The organism is Nocardia pseudovaccinii NBRC 100343 (assembly GCF_001613225.1).
In the GTDB taxonomy this organism is placed as follows: domain Bacteria; phylum Actinomycetota; class Actinomycetes; order Mycobacteriales; family Mycobacteriaceae; genus Nocardia; species Nocardia pseudovaccinii.
In genome coordinates this window covers 25,728-42,321 of sequence record NZ_BDBY01000206.1, presented here as the reverse complement: position 1 = coordinate 42,321, position 16,594 = coordinate 25,728, and the positions used below count along the sequence as shown (strand labels likewise).

The 16,594-nt window shown below is 62.1% G+C and carries 14 protein-coding genes; 2 read left to right on the top strand and 12 right to left on the bottom strand.

Features of this window, described 5'->3' with window-relative positions; all coding sequences use genetic code 11:
- Positions 1-433: 433 nt before the first annotated feature.
- The 7 genes from NP3_RS26205 to NP3_RS26180 all read right to left on the bottom strand — a co-directional run bounded on the left by NP3_RS26205 (position 434) and on the right by NP3_RS26180 (position 5,000).
- Complete coding sequence (locus NP3_RS26205) at positions 434-1,009, bottom strand: hypothetical protein (RefSeq protein ID WP_157124557.1); 576 nt, start codon at positions 1,007-1,009, stop codon at positions 434-436.
- A 41-nt stretch (positions 1,010-1,050) separates the two neighbouring features.
- On the bottom strand, positions 1,051-1,278 hold the full coding sequence (locus tag NP3_RS47025; RefSeq protein ID WP_084508999.1) for a DUF7336 domain-containing protein: 228 nt from the start codon (positions 1,276-1,278) through the stop codon (positions 1,051-1,053).
- Positions 1,279-1,306: 28 nt separating this feature from the next.
- Complete coding sequence (locus NP3_RS26200) at positions 1,307-1,522, bottom strand: DUF7336 domain-containing protein (protein ID WP_063044259.1); 216 nt, start codon at positions 1,520-1,522, stop codon at positions 1,307-1,309.
- Between the two features lie 22 nt (positions 1,523-1,544).
- On the bottom strand, positions 1,545-2,831 hold the full coding sequence (locus NP3_RS26195) for a hypothetical protein (RefSeq protein ID WP_245721115.1): 1,287 nt from the start codon (positions 2,829-2,831) through the stop codon (positions 1,545-1,547).
- A gap of 5 nt (positions 2,832-2,836) precedes the next feature.
- On the bottom strand, positions 2,837-3,136 hold the full coding sequence (locus tag NP3_RS26190) for a WXG100 family type VII secretion target (RefSeq protein WP_063044258.1): 300 nt from the start codon (positions 3,134-3,136) through the stop codon (positions 2,837-2,839).
- Positions 3,133-3,471, bottom strand: a complete 339-nt coding sequence (locus NP3_RS26185; protein WP_063044257.1) for an ESX-1 secretion-associated protein — start codon at positions 3,469-3,471, stop codon at positions 3,133-3,135. The genes NP3_RS26190 and NP3_RS26185 overlap by 4 nt, the downstream gene beginning before the upstream one ends.
- 365 nt (positions 3,472-3,836) lie before the next feature.
- Positions 3,837-5,000 carry a helix-turn-helix domain-containing protein gene (locus tag NP3_RS26180; protein WP_063044256.1) on the bottom strand — a complete coding sequence of 388 codons (1,164 nt, stop codon included), beginning with the start codon at positions 4,998-5,000 and terminating at the stop codon, positions 3,837-3,839.
- Positions 5,001-5,217: 217 nt separating this feature from the next.
- Between NP3_RS26180 and NP3_RS26175 the strand changes: the two genes are divergently transcribed.
- Positions 5,218-5,550: a hypothetical protein gene (locus NP3_RS26175; RefSeq protein ID WP_063044255.1), complete on the top strand. Its 333-nt coding sequence runs from the start codon at positions 5,218-5,220 to the stop codon at positions 5,548-5,550.
- The gene (locus NP3_RS26170) at positions 5,547-5,840 is read left to right on the top strand and encodes a hypothetical protein (protein WP_063044254.1); all 294 of its coding nucleotides are present in this window, start codon (positions 5,547-5,549) and stop codon (positions 5,838-5,840) included. The genes NP3_RS26175 and NP3_RS26170 overlap by 4 nt, the downstream gene beginning before the upstream one ends.
- Positions 5,841-6,359: 519 nt before the next feature.
- Here the strand turns inward: NP3_RS26170 and NP3_RS26165 are convergent.
- The 5 genes from NP3_RS26165 to NP3_RS26145 form a co-directional block, all read right to left on the bottom strand.
- Positions 6,360-7,928, bottom strand: a complete 1,569-nt coding sequence (locus NP3_RS26165) for a serine/threonine-protein kinase (RefSeq protein ID WP_063044253.1) — start codon at positions 7,926-7,928, stop codon at positions 6,360-6,362.
- A gap of 61 nt (positions 7,929-7,989) precedes the next feature.
- Positions 7,990-11,154, bottom strand: coding sequence for a type I restriction endonuclease subunit R (locus NP3_RS26160; RefSeq protein ID WP_063044252.1), 3,165 nt, complete (start codon positions 11,152-11,154; stop codon positions 7,990-7,992).
- A gap of 6 nt (positions 11,155-11,160) precedes the next feature.
- The gene (locus NP3_RS26155) at positions 11,161-12,453 is read right to left on the bottom strand and encodes a restriction endonuclease subunit S (protein ID WP_084508996.1); all 1,293 of its coding nucleotides are present in this window, start codon (positions 12,451-12,453) and stop codon (positions 11,161-11,163) included.
- Positions 12,450-14,447 (bottom strand): type I restriction-modification system subunit M, encoded by a 1,998-nt coding sequence (locus NP3_RS26150; RefSeq protein ID WP_063044250.1) that lies wholly within the window; start codon positions 14,445-14,447, stop codon positions 12,450-12,452. Before NP3_RS26150 ends, NP3_RS26155 begins: the two co-directional genes overlap by 4 nt.
- A complete protein-coding gene (locus NP3_RS26145; RefSeq protein WP_063824917.1) occupies positions 14,444-16,447 on the bottom strand; it encodes an N-6 DNA methylase in 2,004 nt (667 codons plus the stop codon). The genes NP3_RS26150 and NP3_RS26145 overlap by 4 nt, the downstream gene beginning before the upstream one ends.
- Between the last annotated feature and the right edge of the window lie 147 nt (positions 16,448-16,594).

Below are 16,594 nucleotides of genomic sequence, written 5' to 3'. Positions count from 1 at the left end.
TTTCAGCGGCATCGCGCAATATGACGAGCATCTCTGCTTCTTTGTCGTTGTTCGGCGACAGATTTGCCAGTTCGTCCAATAGCATGGTCAGCTGGGTTGTGTTGAACATTGTGTCCGCGTGCGCGTGAAGACCCCGAAGTATTGAGCCTGCCGGGGCATTCCCTCGATACTTCACAAGCGTATCTTCCGCGTCTCCATATGCTAGCCGATCCGTTCGTGGATTTGATTTTGAATAATTATGTCGATTCCCAATTCAACTCCTGGCATCTACGGGATCGGATCTATGGTAATGATGCCGCCGAATCGGTCGGTAATGATCTTGTATCGACTGGTGGCGTGACCAACCAACTGCTCTGAAACGCTGCCGATGACTTTAAGGCGGGCGGTATCGCCTTGCCCCGGGCAGAGGGTGGCTCATGGCTTTTGCCAGCCACTACCAAGTCTCGATGGCGTCCCGCAACGCGGGTTCGAGGTCATTGCCGGGAAGCTTCGCCGAGATAGCGATCCCCAAAACCGTCGCAGCCTGGGTGAATATCGGTTCCGAAGAATTCATGACGTCAAAACCTGCGCGGTCGACGCGGAGCACACCGGGAGGCAAGGCGATTCGGGGCTCGGCAGTCAGACCGCGCAGGACAGCGTTGGCCATATCCGTCGGCAGACCCGAGGTGAACGGACTTGTCCATAGTCGGCTCGGGCAAGTTGGTTGGTCGGCTCCATCGAGCAGGTCGAAAGGCGCGACTGCGATTTCGATCTGCACCGCCGGATCGTTACCGGCAAGGAACTCCGCGCCGAGTAGAGCTCGCGGTGCGATACCGCCGAAGCGGCGTAGCACCTCCACCAGAACCCGGGCGCCCCCACCTATATTGGGTTCAGCCATCGCGGAAACTGTGGAAGTGAGCACTCGCGCCACCGGATACGCGGCGCTCGTGTCGTCTTCGTCAACAGCGGCGATCCCCTTCTTCTCGACCTCGAGCTTCATCATCGCGGCGGCAACCATTCTGCTCCCCACAGCTAATTTCTTATATCCAAAATTGGGGCGAGCAGGCCTTTTCATCGACCTTGGTCAGTATCATCGTAACCTTCTGACCAATAGCTTTTGTCTACCTCGTAGGGTTGAACAACAAAATTTTCAGGGTAGTCGCGAAACCCGGGCTGATCATGAAGGCGGAGGATGGCATTGCGGGCGTCTTCTTCTGATTCGTACACGCCGATTCGCTTGCGCTCCTCCTCCCTATCATCGTTCTGGTAAACATGTTCGAGTAAGAACACTGAACCCATCAATCCGACCTCTCGTCTCGCTTACGAATCATGGGGTGAAAAAACCTTCAGACCAATGATCCTTGCCGACCGTGTACCGATCGATATGAAAATCGTCAGGTCGGTCGCGGAAACCTGGCAGGTCCTTCATTCGCTCGGCAGCCTGTACGGCCCTCGATTCGGTTGAGTACATCCCAACGGTTCTGACAAACTCCTCGCCGTTCTCCAACTCATACCAGTGGTCTAGGATGAAGATTTCGCGCATCGGCACTCCTGTTCTTCACTTCCTAATTCGGATTTTGCCACGCCCGGTCGCCGTATTTCTTGATCTTATTGAACTCGCTATTGGGTCCAGTGCCTTCCCAGTTTCCCGGTCCATAGTGCTCGTCCATCAGTCGTCGAGCATAAGCTTTGCCGCTTTCGCCCACATAGGGCGCTTTGCCTTTCGCCCAACTCGGCGCATCACTGGCCTTTTCTTTTCCAGAGCCACTTGCGGGAACCTTCTTAGGTCGGTCAGTGCCGTCAGCGACGGCATCGTCACTGTCAACGTAAACTTTCATGGCGATAATGGCACCGACTTTGACGGCCCAACCGGCCAGATCTTCGGAGGAGACATTATCGAACGCCGTGACCGTGAAGGCTGCGCCACCCGCGACTGCCGCTGCCGTACCGATGATCTTGGCAAGCTTACTGATGTCGTAGGCGCTTTTGATCACTCTGGCGGTGTTACCAGCGATTGCGACGACGCCCACACCGGCGGCGACGTTGCTGAGCGCTGCAGTGATCCAGGAGGCCGCGACACCGATGATGACGGTCGTTCCCGCCGCGATCAAGGCGTTGGTGACAGCGTCTTTGAACTTTTCGCGGGCCTCAGAGGTGGCATTGCTGTACTCCCCCACCGGGGTGGCCAGGGCCAGCGAAGCGGAGGCTAGGTGAGTGGCACCGCCGTTCAGGGTGGTCAGGTGCCCAAGGAGAGGTTCGAGACCTGTCTTGTCCTGGATATCACTGAACAGGTTGCTGATCTCGGTGATCCGACCTGCGGCTTCCTTGATGGCGGTATGTCCGGCGAAGCCCTTCCAGACGGACGCGGCTTTGGCAAGTTTGTCTTTGTTGCCGTTGGGGAGTTTGCTGCCGAACTCTTCCTGGATCTTGCCGACCAGGGCGTCGTAAAAGCCCGGGATGCTGCCCTCCCCTTCGGTGACTCCGTCACCGTTCGTGCCCACCGAGGACGGGATCGACACCTTGTACTCCGACATCGCCGTCACGCTCGGACGGTCGGGCATCGGGTTGGACTCGTTGGCCAGCGCCCAGTTGTATCCGGCGGCATAGAGCATGTTGCCGAAGTTGGTGAGCGCATCGGCCAGGTTCGTGCAGGTCTGCATCGTTTCCTGGGCGACACGGTCGTAGGTCCTACCCCATGCCGCACATCCCCCAGTGTCACCGGCCATGCCCGCGCATTCACCTTTGACAGCGTCGTGGACCGGTTTGTCGGCGGCACGCAGGTCGGTGGCCAGGGCGTGACATTTCTTGCCGGCGTCGTAGTAGGTCTGCCAGTCGATAACCAGTACACCCATGTGTCTTATCCCTGCGAGAACATTCTGTAATTCGTGCCGTGGGCGGTGGTGTAGCGCGCGTGGGCCGCCTTCGCCGCGTCGCTGACATCCTTCACACCTTCGACGAATTCCCTTGCGCCAGTGACCCATTGAGCGTGGGCATCGGCATAGGCCTGGGCGGCAACGCCTTCCCACCCACTGCCGGTCAGGGTGGCGACCCGGTCGTCGATCTCATCGAGATGCTCGCTGATGAAGCCAGCCAGACCCGACAGACGGACCACGATCTCATCGAGATGGTCGAGATCAACCGAGAATCGAGAGTTCATGGCAGATCCAAACTCGAAGTGTTCAATGGGATGGCGTTGCTCTCATCTCCCGCCTGGTAGGTGTCTGCGGTGACACCCAGCTTCTCCGCCATGCCGGCCAGAGCGGTCATGATCTGGACACCGCCGTCACGCACTTCTGTCCAGCCCTCCGAGAATTCGTTGGCCGCATCGCCGGTCCAGCTGCCATCAGTCAGCGAAGCGACGTCCTTCGCGGCGGAGTCCAACGCCGTGCGCAGTGCCTCGGCCAACTCGTAGACGTACTTGCCGACGTCACGCACCTTCTCAGGCACCACCGAGAGGTTCTGGCCAGAGGCTGGTGTCCCCCCATCACTCATGACGCGAATCCTAACCGATGCCCGCTGGGGTAGCGATAGAGCGAGCTGGGAGACTTCGGTTGGGCGGCGGGTCGAGATCCCTGCATGCTGTGACCACGACTTTCTTCTGTAGATGTGCTATTTCTCGAATTCATCCACTCCGTTGCGGCTCGGCCGCGAATGACGGGTACTAGCGAGCGATTTCGAGCAGATCATTCGACCGTGCCGGACAATTCACCCTGTCAAAGTTGTGAATCCACGACGGTTCCGCCGCCGGTTCGGAGTCGCGAAACGCATCAAATGCCTTGTCGCGCTGCGGCGAAAGGTAGGGCTCGAGCCGTGTGGATGGTGGCTCGATTCTGTCCGGCGACAGTGTCTTTCGTCGGTTACAGTGTCGACCCGAGCCAGGATGCGAACCCGAGCAAGCTGTCTGTCTGCCGACGCTGGGCCATGGCGATACCGGAGAGCGTTTCGCGAACCGACGGGTGCAGCCGGGTTTGCTGGGGTGCTGCGGCGCGAGCCTTATTCAGCGCGGCCAAGGCGCGGTCGGGCTTGCCGGACATCAGCCAGGCACGGGCGTTGTCCTGCCAGTGGTGCGCGATACGGGTCGGTGGGGCGCCGGGTGTGTAGGTCAGGGTATCGCCTTCGACAGCTGCCTTGTTGGGGTCGCCCGCTTCGAGTTCCACAGCGTGGCTGTGGATCTCGACATTCAGTGGGCCGAATGCCGTCATGTACAGATCTGTCTCCCCTGTGCGGGCTGCGAACTCGTGTGCCGCTCGCACATGGTCTGCCGCAGCGGCGTAGTTCAGCGTCCGGGCGTCATTGATCGCGCCGGTCAGATGCGAGTACCCAGCGAGCACCATTCCCGCCCTGCTGTCGTCGACGGCCCCGATAGCCGAGTCGATAAGTTGAGCAGCTACGGCGGACTCGCCGTAATGGGTGAGCACCCGTGCGCGCGCGAGTGCGGAGAACGCGCCGTAGACCGGGTCGTCGGCGAGTGGGGCGTAGCTGTCGGCCAGGTCGAGCGCCGGCAGCGCCAGCATCATGTGTCCGGTGCGGCGCACCGACCATTCGGCGAGCACGTAGGCGGAGGTCAACAGTGTGTAAGCGTGCGCTTTGACGTCACCGGACTGCTCACGGATCGCGCCGTGCAGCTGGCGGATCAGTGCGGGCAACACCTCGATGGTCTGACGGGTACGGTCGCTGCGGTAGAGCTGTTGTGCCGCTGCCAGTTCCGCCTCGAGCCGTTCGAGCGGGGCTGGTTCGGTGGCGCGGGCGTAGCGGCCTTCGGTGAGAAGAATCGACAACCTGTTGATCGCGTCGGACAGCGGCTTACCGTCGTTGTAGGGCGCGCCGGTCAACTGCTCGGGTGTGATCAGTAGCGCGCTGGCCACCGCGGAGATGAATCCAGGTGAAGCCACCTCACGGCCTTGCTCGACAGCCTTGACCATGCTCAGGCTGTACCGGGCGCGGGTGGCCAACTGCCGTTGGCTCAGCCCTGCGATCTTGCGTTCGGCGGCGAGTGCTTGCCCAATGTGCTGCTGCCCCATGCTTCGAGCGTAGATCGATGCGGAGGCTGCGTCTTCCTGTCCCTTCGCTGGCCCTTCGGCCGTTCGCCAAGCGCGAAGCTCAATGGCAGCCCCGCCGCCGGGTCGATGCCGTGTTCCCCATCGGCACATTGACCGCCCAGCCACACCACCCGGTCAGTGGCGACTGCTCCCCGGCGGCGGGTGCTTACCAATACGCGATCAGGAGGGACAGCACTGAATGAATCCGGACACGGACATCTGCCAGCAGCACACGCCGTGGCGATCCACATCCGCCGATGCTGACGAGAGAAGGTCGGACGCCGTCCCCTTCGAACGGACCAATGGGTCTGGGCTGGACACGCCGCAGCATGTGATCAAGACTCGTTGTCACGCCGAGGGGCTGGTGGACTGTCGCTATTTCGTTGATCCCGAGCCACCGGCGGTGCCCGGCCCCGACATGCAGACCTTGCTGGATGTACTCGATGGGCTGACCGACCCCGGTGCCGATGCCGCGGCGCTTGCCGCACGGCTCACACCGACAGCCGCATCCTGCGATGCAAGGCAGCGATGAGGTCGCGTCCGACCGCGCTGGGTTGGATAGACCCGGTGGTCACCGAAATGCCGGAATGGGATGCCGCGCAGGTGCGGCGGCTGGCGCGGCGGCTCGGCTACGCGCTGGAGTGGCCGCCGGAGATCACGCTGGTGCCGCTGGTCGACCAGGTTCGGGGTGCGGATGTGGATGCGGTGATCATGCCGTCGCCGCTGCATATGGATGTGCTGATGTTGCATGCGGTGATGTGTGTCGTGGACGTCGAAACTTTCGCTCCGCGAATGTCTTTCGCTCGGTGGACCGCGTTCTAGTGCGGAAGGCAGGGATGATGAGTGGAGCACGGCCGGGCTGGTGCTGGCGGCTGGTGTGCCGTTGACGGTGCTGGTGTGGGCGGTGTGCTGGCCGGTGCGGGTGTCACAGCGTAAGCCCAAGCGCAAGCAGCGCCCAAGCGAATAGCGAAGATCCACAAAGGGTTCGACTGCTGGGCCGCCATGCACGAATTGCTGTCGGTGTTACCCGCCGCCCATTGGACAACCTACGGCGACCTCGGCGACCCGGCACCGCAGCCCACCGCGGCGGCACCCGGCTACGGTCCCACCCAGCGCCCAACGCTCACCACGTCCTCTACGCACACGGCATGATTTCCTACGGACCCGGCGACATCCCCGAGAACCCCCGTCAACCACTCGAAAGCGAAGGAATCAGTTTCTCCGCGACCGGCAGAGACCGCCTCAGCCCTGCACCTGACCTCCGACGAGCTCGAACAACTGCAGACAGCCCAGAACCTTGACCCAGATCTGGCGCATTGACGGCGAAACATACGAAAGCAGTCACGATTGCTCCGCTCCACCGGGCGCATGATCATCGTCGATGAACCGCTCCAGCGCTTCCGACGCTTCTTCGGTCAGCGGGTCTTCGATCCCCCGCACGAGCAATAGATCCTCGTACAACTCGCTCAACGTGGTGCGCGCCTCCGCGCGATAACCAATGAGCGCGAGCAACCGCCCGAGAGCCAACCTCAACTCGAGCGCCATTTCGCTGCCGTCGCTCTGGGTGGCGCGCACGTCGTCGAGCACCGCGCGCATCCCGGACAGGGCTTCGGTGAGTTCGCCGAGCTCGATGCGGCAGTCCGCGGCGAACTTGCGACATTGGATCGTCAGCTCGTCGGCGAACCCCTTCACCCGGGCAGATGCCGCGGCGAGAGCGTCGAATTCCGCTCTCGCCTTCCGGAATTCGCCACCAAGGAAGCGAGCGAGTGCGATATCGAACCGAAGTTCCAGTACCCGCGGGTTATCGGTGCCGAAGGCGAGGCCTGCTGGCTCGAGGATGCTGCTGAGGACATCAGCTGCCTGCAGTGAGCGGCCCGCAGCGACCAATTCGCGGTACTCGGCCAGCTGATGTCGCAGCCGTTGCTCGAGCACCTCATCGCTGATCGGAGCAGTTGCGGGCAGCGCGCCCTGGAATCGGGTAGTGGGCGCGACCTGCTCCGGACGCAGAGGTGCGTTAGGGCGTCGAAAAATCGCGGTCGGGTCAGGCACACCCGACCGATGCCCATCGCTCGGTCCGACAGTCGCCCCTGGTCGGGGCAACAACGGAAGCAGTCGCTCGTACACCTCCGCGGCGTCACCTGGTCGCTGTTCGAGCTCCTTGGCGAGCAGGTCCAAGACCAGCCGGTCCAATTCGACAGGTACCTCGGCACGCAGTTCGCGAGGCGGAACGGGCGCGGTGGCAGCGTGGTGGTGCAGCACGATCGGCGCCGCGCCGTCGAACACCGGGTAGCCGCACAACATTTCGTAGAGGATGCAGCCGAGCGCATACAGGTCGGTGCGTGGCGTTGCTTTAGCGCCGATGGCCTGTTCCGGCGACATATATGCCACGGAACCGAGAACCGCACCCGTCATGGTCAGCTTCGGGGCGCCGGCCGTGAGCAGCGCGGCGATGCCGAAGTCGATGATCTTCACAGCGCCGCTGCGCGTGACAAGAATATTGTCGGGCTTGAGATCACGGTGGACAACCGGCAGTGCATGCGCGTACGAGAGCGCGGTTGCGATCTGCGCGGTCACCGCGACTGCCCAATCGACCGGCAGCGGGGCGTCGGGGTCGAGATAGTGCCGCAACGTATTGGCGCCCTCGATGAGTTCCATCACGAGGTACACCTCGCTCAGGTCCGCGTGCAAGACCGCGTCGTACACCTGTGGCACGCCATGATGTCGGATCTGCGCGGTGATCCGGGCTTCACGGCGAAACCGTTCGGCGAACTCGGCGGCGTCGGTCTGCGAGTGGATCTGGGTGAATCGGATCAGTTTCACCGCGATCTCACGGTCGAGTACGGTGTCGTACCCGCGCCAGACCGATCCCATCCCACCGAACCCGATTTCTTCGATCAGGTCGTACCGCATACCGATCCGCCGAGCCGGCACTGCCTACCCCCTGCCATCCCGCGACAGCCGCACCACCGCGCTACATCTCGGGCAGTCCATGCCGCCGCCCGAGCAGCCGGAACGCCGCTGTGCGCGCCTGCCGATCCAGGTCCTTCTTGAACTCGTTGTCCCGGGCGAAGTACCGCTCCCCGAGATCATTGAGGGTATCGAAGTGTTCGACCATCTTCTCGGCAAACACCTTGTCGAAGACGACGCCGAAGTCGTCGACATTCTTGTTCGCCAGGCGCGCCTGCTCCACCTGCGGTTCATCCATGGCGGCGTTGAACGGCACAGCGAGGTGTTCTTCGGAGAACTCCGTACCGAACCGTTCGTTGAACCGCTCGACCAGCGCGGATAACAGCGATTTCTCGGGCTCCTTGGCCGGCCCGGTGCCGTCACCGAACCCCCGCAGTTCCTGTGAGCCTTCCGGAGCGAGTCCGAGGTCGTATTCCCCGGTCGGCTCGAGGCGGAGGTGGCTCAAGTCGACCTCGCCGATGTCGATGCCGCCATCAGCACGTCGCGGCAACCGATTCAGCAGGTGACGCCCGTACAGGTGCAGCAGCTCGAGATCAGGGTCCTGATAGGGCACGATCTGCGCGAGGAACCCGTATTTACGGACGTAGTCGTTGAGGTCGGCACGGAACGACTCGGCGAGCGCGACATCGTCTTCCTCCTCGCTGTTGAGAAACACACTGAACCGGTCGACAGCCGGTGCCAGGTGCCGATACAGCTCGGCATGCAGTTTGGCCCACTTCGCGGCCGATCCGGCCGCCTTCTGCTCGGCGACGAGATAGGCCGCGGCGAAATCCTTCATCTCCTGCGTGATGAGGATCGGCGCGGCCAGTGCCCGGTCGCGGGCGACGTACAGCAGGTTCGGGTCGGTCGGCAGAGTGAACGCGTCCTCGTAGTACGGCGCGAACGATTCCTGAATCTTCTCGGCCTCGTTGACGAAGTCGAGCACCACAAGATCCTGCTGCGATTTGCCTTCGCGGGTACGGTTGAGTCGCGAAAGCGTCTGCACCGCAGCGATACCGGTGAGCGTCTTGTTCACATACATGGTGGTGAGCAGCGGCTCGTCGAACCCGGTCTGATACTTCTCGGCGACCACCAGGATCCGGTATTCCTTCTGTCCCTTGCCGCCCGCCTGGGTCGCCCGGTCATCGGCGCGCGTATACCGAAACGCCTTGGGCAGTGCGGATTCGGCGAGCCCACCGTTCTCCGACGGCTCGGTGACTTCCTGGCCATCGACCTCCAGGCTGCCGGAGAACGCCACCAGCACACCGACATCCGGGTACTTGATGTCGTACTCCCGATCCTTCAGGTACTCCTTGATCGCCCGCGCCACCGCGACCGCGCTCTGCCGGGATGCGGTCACCACCATCGACTTCGCCCGACCCCCGAGCCGCCCACGGGTGTGCGCGACGAAGTGTTCGACGATCACCTGCGCGTGCTGCTCCACCGCGTACGGATGCATGAACGCGAACCGCGCGAGCAAGCTCGAGGCTTTGGCCTCGGGCACTTCGACATCGTCGGGATTCTGGTTCACCAGGCGGTAGTAAGCCTTGTAGGTGACGTAGTTGCGCAGCGGGTCGAGGATGAACCCTTCCTCGATCGCCTGCCGCATCGAATAGGTGTGGAACGGCCGGTATTCGGCGCCGTCGGCGGTACCGAAATTCTCCAGTGTCTTCGCCTTCGGCGTCGCGGTGAATGCAAAGTAGGAGATGTTGGATGCCTTCGCCCGCGCCTCGGCTTTACGCCGCAGGCGTTCGTCGATATTCACCTCGACCGCGCCCTGGTCCTCGTCGTCCGCATCGAGCCCCATGTCGCGCAGCGCGGTCCGCACCGCCGCGGCGGCGTCACCCGACTGCGAGGAGTGCGCCTCATCGATAACGACGGCGTAGCGGCCACCAGCCAGCTTGGTCTGCTCGCGCCGCAGATAGTCCAACAGCGCCGGGAAGGTGTGCAGCGTGACAGTGATGATCTTGCCGCTCTGCGAGCTCAACGCCCGAGCCAGTTGCTCGGACTTCGCGCCCACCTTGTCGTCGATCTTCACCACCAGTCCGGACACCTGCTCGAACCCGCCGACGGTGTCGCGAAGCTGGGAGTCCAGGTTGCGCCGGTCGGTGATGATGATGACCTTGTCGAAAACCGGTACACCCGGCTGCAATCCGGCCGCGCGCGCCTGCGAGTCGAGGTTCTCCAGTCGCTCGGTGTGCAGGTCACTCAGCCGGTGCGCGAGCCAGCCGATGGTGTTCGACTTGCCGGAGCCTGCCGAGGCCATCACGAGGTAGTCGTGCCCGAAACCGTGGGTCGCAGCGTGCGCGGTGAGCTTCTTGACCACATCCCACTGGTGGAACCGCGGGAAGATCGTCGAGCGAGTCGCCTTTCCCCCCGGCCCCTTCTTCTCGGTGGTGTGCACGAACCGTTCCAGCAGGTCCAGCCAGTTGTCCGGCTGCCACACGTGATCCCACAGGTACGAGGTCGCGTATTTGCCTTCCAGAGTGGCCGACGGATTCCCCTTGCCACCAGCATTACCCGGCCCCTCCGAACCGGTGTTGAACGGTAGGAACACCGTCTTCGCCGCCCTCAGCTGTGTGGTGACGAACACCAGATCCGGGTCGACAGCGAAGTTGGCGATCACCCGATGCTTGAAGATCAGCTCAGTCGGATCCCGATCCTCCCGATACTGCCTCTTCGCTTCCTCGACACCCTGCCCGGTCAGCGGATTCTTCAACTCCGCCGTCGCAACCGGAATCCCGTTGAGCAGCAACGCAAGATCAAGACGCGGGCGCGAAGGACCAGGCTTCGTGGTGTATGGCAGTTCGCGAACTACCGTGAGGCGACTGGCTTTATAAGCGTTCAGCACGTCCTCGGAGCCGACGAGGTTCGGCTTGAAGTAGGCGACCCGGATCAGAACACCCCGATCCTTCACTCCCTCCCGAAGAACCTTCATCAACCCCTTGGCAGCCAGCTCCTGCCCCAGCCGCTTCGCGAACCCCCGCTGTGCCTCATCCTGATCGTCCCCGTAGGTGGCGACTAGCTCGTACCACTCCGCGTACTGGGTCTGCGAGATGAAGGGCAGCAACTCCCCCATATCCAGCCCGAGCTCCGTGTTGTATTCGTGCGGATTCCCTTCCCGCCAGCCGTTCTCCACCATCGCCGTGACGATGGCCTCCCCGAACACCTGCTCGCTGTGCACAGACATTGTTCGCTATACCCCCTGGGTGAGATTCCGCCCGGAGGCGGTGGTGACGTCGAATTGGCCGGTCACTGCGGCGGTGATGAGAGATTGGCGGCGGTCGGCCAGAAGGACTAGCTGTCGGTCAATCACATTTCGGATCTTCGCGAGTTGTTCTCGACCCTCCGACATCTCATCAACAAATTGATACTGGGCGCGTCGATCAACCCGGGGAATGGGCCACGCTTTAACCTCCTCAAATCGAATATTAGCCATCGACTGCGAGGCTCCGTGCGACGAGGAAGCGCACAACATCCGGATCTTGCTTCCAGCGGCAACCTCAGCCACGAATTCCGGAATAATCTCGCCGCTAAGTTTAACGCGGAAGATTTTGTCCGATAGCAGTAATCGCTCTCTGACATCGCCGACTACAGCCGTCGAGCCGACGAGTAGAGGTGTATTTGCCCGGGCGATGAGCAAGTCACCCTGTCTTACCGCATATCTGGGATCAGGCTCATTCTCGGGTGGAAGACGCTTGTTCTGGCTGGCATCAAAGACGCCGGGTCGAAGACAACTGACCTTCAGCACGCCCCACTCACCATCCTCGGCCGGGATCGCATCACACTGGGGACTCGTCCCCTGATCCATCGACCAGATGTACCGCCGGAGTCGAACAACGCCACCCATTGTCTCTAGGTCATCGATCGCACTGTCGCGTTGAGCGGCTTCGCGCTCTTGAAGTTTGGCGAGCATCCGACGTTGCAGCGATATCAGCCGGTCGATACGGGAGGTTTCGGCGTCGAGGAAGTCGGCGATGCGGCGCTGTTCCTCGATATCCGGCAGCGGAATACGAAGTTGCTCGATGTCAGGCATGTAGATTGTCTTATGTGTCGAGCCCATGGCGACACGCTTCAGATCCGGTGCCATACCGCGAAGCGCATGAAGTAAATACCTCGGCTCCAAACGCGGGCCACAAGTCCAAGTTGCAAAGTCCTGGCTGGTAGCCATCATTGATCCCATTATCGCTGAGAACCCAACGGACGCGGTTCGCGACAGGATCACGGTGCCAGCAGGATGGATAGCCGCTGATGAGTTTGACAACCCGAGCGCGCTGATCATTTCCTTCGTATCGGTGATTACGTCAACGGCGCCGCTGCGGAGCTGCCATACATCGGCCAATGTAATCCAAGGGATGTCGCAGTTCTCCCAGTACTCGGCCACCTTTCGGCTGGGTGTATGTCCGGATCCCAAACGCGCAACCAGTCGAATAGGTACAGTGGGCCACTGCGATTCTGCGAGCCACGGCGCGATACTCGCCCCACTCATCGAGTCACCTCACCCAAAAGCGCTCGAATTTCCGACTCCAGCGCCTTTAATTCATCATCAATTTCCGCCAGCGGCCGGGGTGGTGTGTACAAGTAGAAGTGCCGAGTGAACGTAACTTCGTAGCCCGCTTTGGTCTTGGCGTGATCGATCCATGCATCGGGAGCGTGAGGCAGGACTTCGCGGATCAGGTATTCATTGACGTCCTCGGTCAACGGAACGTTCTCGAAGTCGCGCAGGTCGGGGTCCGGTTCGGGGGCGCCCTTCACCAGTTGAACCTCACCCTCCGCATCGCGCGTACCGACCGCTTCACGGAAGGCTTTTGCGAAAGCTGCACCGCTGGGCCACGTTTCACCGGCACCAACAATGGCGTCGCGCATGGCGGACACGGCATCAGCCTTCGTCCTCCAGGAAGTACCGACCAACGGAGCAAGGAGGGCTCGAAACGCATCGGAGTCGCCATACTGCTTAAGGACCGGCGCCAAGGAGGCCAGCTTCTCCAAACCCTCACTTGTAAGCGCAAACCGCAGCTTCAGTGGTCGCTCCACGGTGATGCGGCGGTATCCGAAGTCCTCGTTGTTGAAGACCTTCACCTTGCCGTGCAGCGGGTGGGTCGGGTCCTTGGCGACCGTCAGCGCCTCGCCGTACAGCTGGGTGACTTCCCGAATCTGTTCATCGCTGAGCTGCTTACGCTTGTCCCCCAACGACTTCCGCATCTTCACCCAGTAGTCCCGCGCATCCAGCAGCACCACCTTGCCCTGATGATCAAGCTTCTTACGGTTGGTGAGGATCCAGAAGTATGTAGAGATGCCGGTGTTGTAGAACAGCTGATCCGGCAACGCGACAACAGCTTCCAGCCAATCGTTCTCGATGATCCACCGGCGAATCTCGGACTCACCGGACCCAGCAGCACCGGTGAACAACGGAGAACCATTGAAGACGATGGCAATCCGGCTGCCGCCCTCGCCGGAGGCGTTCACCGGCTTCATTTTCGAAATCATGTGCTGCAAGAACAGCAGTGAGCCATCGTTGATGCGAGGCAGCCCGGCGCCGTAGCGACCCGCTTCACCGAGGTTGGCCGCCTCCCACTCGACATCGTCCTTGATCTTCTTCCACTCCACGCCGAATGGCGGGTTGGCGAGCATGTAGTCGAACTTGGTCTTCGAGTGACCGTCGTTGTCGTCGAGGGAGTTACCGAGCACGATGTTCTCGGAGTCCTCACCCTTGATCATCAGGTCGGACCGGCAGATAGCCCACGATTCCGGGTTCAGTTCCTGCCCGTACAGGTCCACCGTCGCCTGCGGGTTCAAAGCGGTGATGTGGGCTTCCGCGGAGCTGAGCATGCCGCCGGTGCCGCAGGCCGGGTCGAGTACGCGGCGGACGACGCCGGGCACACCGAGGAGTTCGGCGTCCGGAGCGATCAGCAGGTTCACCATCAGTTCGATGACTTCGCGCGGGGTGAAGTGTTCACCGGCGGTCTCGTTGGACTGTTCGGCGAAGCGCCGGATCAGTTCCTCGAACACGTAACCCATCTGATGGTTGGACACCACCTCCGGGCGCAGGTCCAGGTCCGCGAACTTGCCGACCACCTGGTAGAGCAGACCTGCCGCGTCGAGTTTGCGGATCTGCTGGGCGAATTCGTACTTCTCCAGCACCTCACACGCGTTCTCGGAAAAGTCATTGATGTAGCTGATCAGGTTCTTGGAGGCGTAGGTCGGATCGGCGGCGATCTTCTTCAAGGTGAGATCGCTGGTGTTGTAGAACACCGCTCCGGCCGCCATGGTCAAGAACTTGTGCACGTCGAGGTCTTTCCCCGCCAGCGACTCGGCCTTGGCGACGACCGCGTCCCGGGTGGGCGCCAGCACGCACTCCAGACGTCGTAGCACCGTGAACGGCAGGATCACCTTGCCGTAGTCGGACTGCTTGTAGTCGCCGCGCAACAGGTCCGCGACCGACCACGCGTGGTTGGCCAGCTCGCTGTGCTTGCCGGTGTTCACTCACTGCCTCCTCGAGGATTACTGATGTCTTCGTTTATCGCGCTGCCCGTGGTCGGTTCGAGCGCACCGGCGACGAGACCGGTGGTCACCACCTCGGCGATCTGCTCTACTGCCTCACCGGCCCGAGTCAATGCCGCCCGCAGCTGGTGCACGCCGCGAAACGCTTCGCCGTAGCGCTGTTGCTGCGCCAACGGCAGCAACGGTATTCGCGTTCGGTGCAGCGCGGAGTGAATTGCGGTCGTGCCGAGGGAAGCAGCATCATCGATGCCGCCGATGAATCCGGCGACGAACCACGGGTCCAGGCGTTGCGGGTCCGTGCGCACGAGTTGCACATTCGGTCCGAGCGCGATCCCCGCATCTTCCGGGCCCGCGATCCGGAAGGATTGGCCTCGGGGTGCGCGCACAGTCGGAACCAGAACATCGCCGACTTCGACCATCGGGCTGCCGGGTTCCACCTTTACTTTGCCGGATGCCGGGTTACCGGTGGCGATGTCGCGGCCGGTGATGGCCAACCGGAGATCTTCGTCGTTGGCCGTGGTCGACTTCGGTAGTTGAGAACGCAAGATACGTACGGCTCCTCCCGAAGCCAGATCGGAAATGGTCGCAGTCCGCCATGTCGCACCCGAGATCTGCGCGACCTGACCGACAGCTTCGGACACGTGAGCCAGCTCCGCGACAGCAGTGCGGAGTCGCGAGAGCGCCGTATCAGCCTCGCCGGCAACGATTCCGGGGTCGATCGCCAACTTCACCCGCGGTCCGGGCGTGAGATCGACCTCCTCGTCGAGCATGTCGACAACTCTGACAACGGTCGACACGTTGGGCTCTTCGGCCTCCGCTGATCGACCCTCGACGAAGGCAGACCAGACTCGCTGCACTGTGTCGGCGACCGGCGGCCAATCGACAGCATCGCCGGCACCGCTCTGCGCGGCCTCGCCCGCGGCCGGCGCGGTATCGACCAGCAGCACGCTGTCCGGCACCGCTGCGTTGGGGTCAGGCTTCTCCAGGATCCAGATCTGCAGATTCAGTCGCGTCCAAAGGAGCTGAGGCAGTCTTGGTGGCAGGTTGATGACGGCGCGAAGCGCTCCCGCCCGCAGCAGCGAACTACGAATTCGCCTGCCGGAGGCCCTCGACGCGACGGATGCGGGAACAAGGAGAACAGCAAGTCCACCAGGACGAAGGTGCGCGAGAGCGTGTTGGACCCAGGCAAGGTCCGAATCCATTCGCCCTGGCGTGCCATATCCCCAACGCGGGTCATCGACTTGCACCCGATCCGCGGCCCAGTCCCGAAGGCTGAGCGGACTGCTCATTACCGCGTCCACTTCCAGGCCTGGGAACGCATCGCCGTGCAAACTGTCGCCCATGGCGATGTTCGCCTCGACCTCGGTTTCGGCCTGCACCAACAGACGAGCAAGCGCTGCTTGGGTTTCCGAAATGTCTTGTCCGTAGAGCTCTGTGGCACCGCGCTTTGCCGCCGCGACGAGCAGCGAACCACCACCACAAGCAGGGTCCAGCACCCGTACCAGCCCTGCGCCGAGCGGCTGCAGCAGTTCCGCCATCAGTGTGGCGACCAGCTCCGGAGTCCGGTAGAGGCCGACGTTCTGTTCATCACCGTGCGCGTGGTCGGCCAGCGCCTGAAGTGCCGCACGCGGCCCCTCGACTTCGGCAGCATGCGCCAATGTTTTCAGGACGCCGGACAAGGCATCGGTTGACGCGGAGTCCGATGACACCCAACCAGATTCGGACGGTTTCAGCCCGGCGAGCAGAACCTGCGCGTCGTCGCTGGATAACGACGAACGCAACAGTGTCTGCAAGGACAGGATCGGCGCATCGGTGGCATCTTGACCGCGCTCGGCCAACCATGCCTGCACCGCGTTCCAGTCGAACACAGGTCGGAACTCGGTGCCGCCCACCGGCTTCGGGAAGTCCTCGTGACGCTTACGCCAGTTACTCACGGTCGCGCGGGTCACGCCGACCAGCTTGGAGATTTCCGTGGCGGTCACGGGTGGAACCAGGTTCGACATGTCACCCCTCTCGTGTACATCACGATCCTGGCGCATGCTCCTGTGAAAATCAAGGCAGCTCAAACTTCTTGACAACATTCACAGCAGAACCGATGATGTGTACATCGCCGATTGACGCTAATCGCG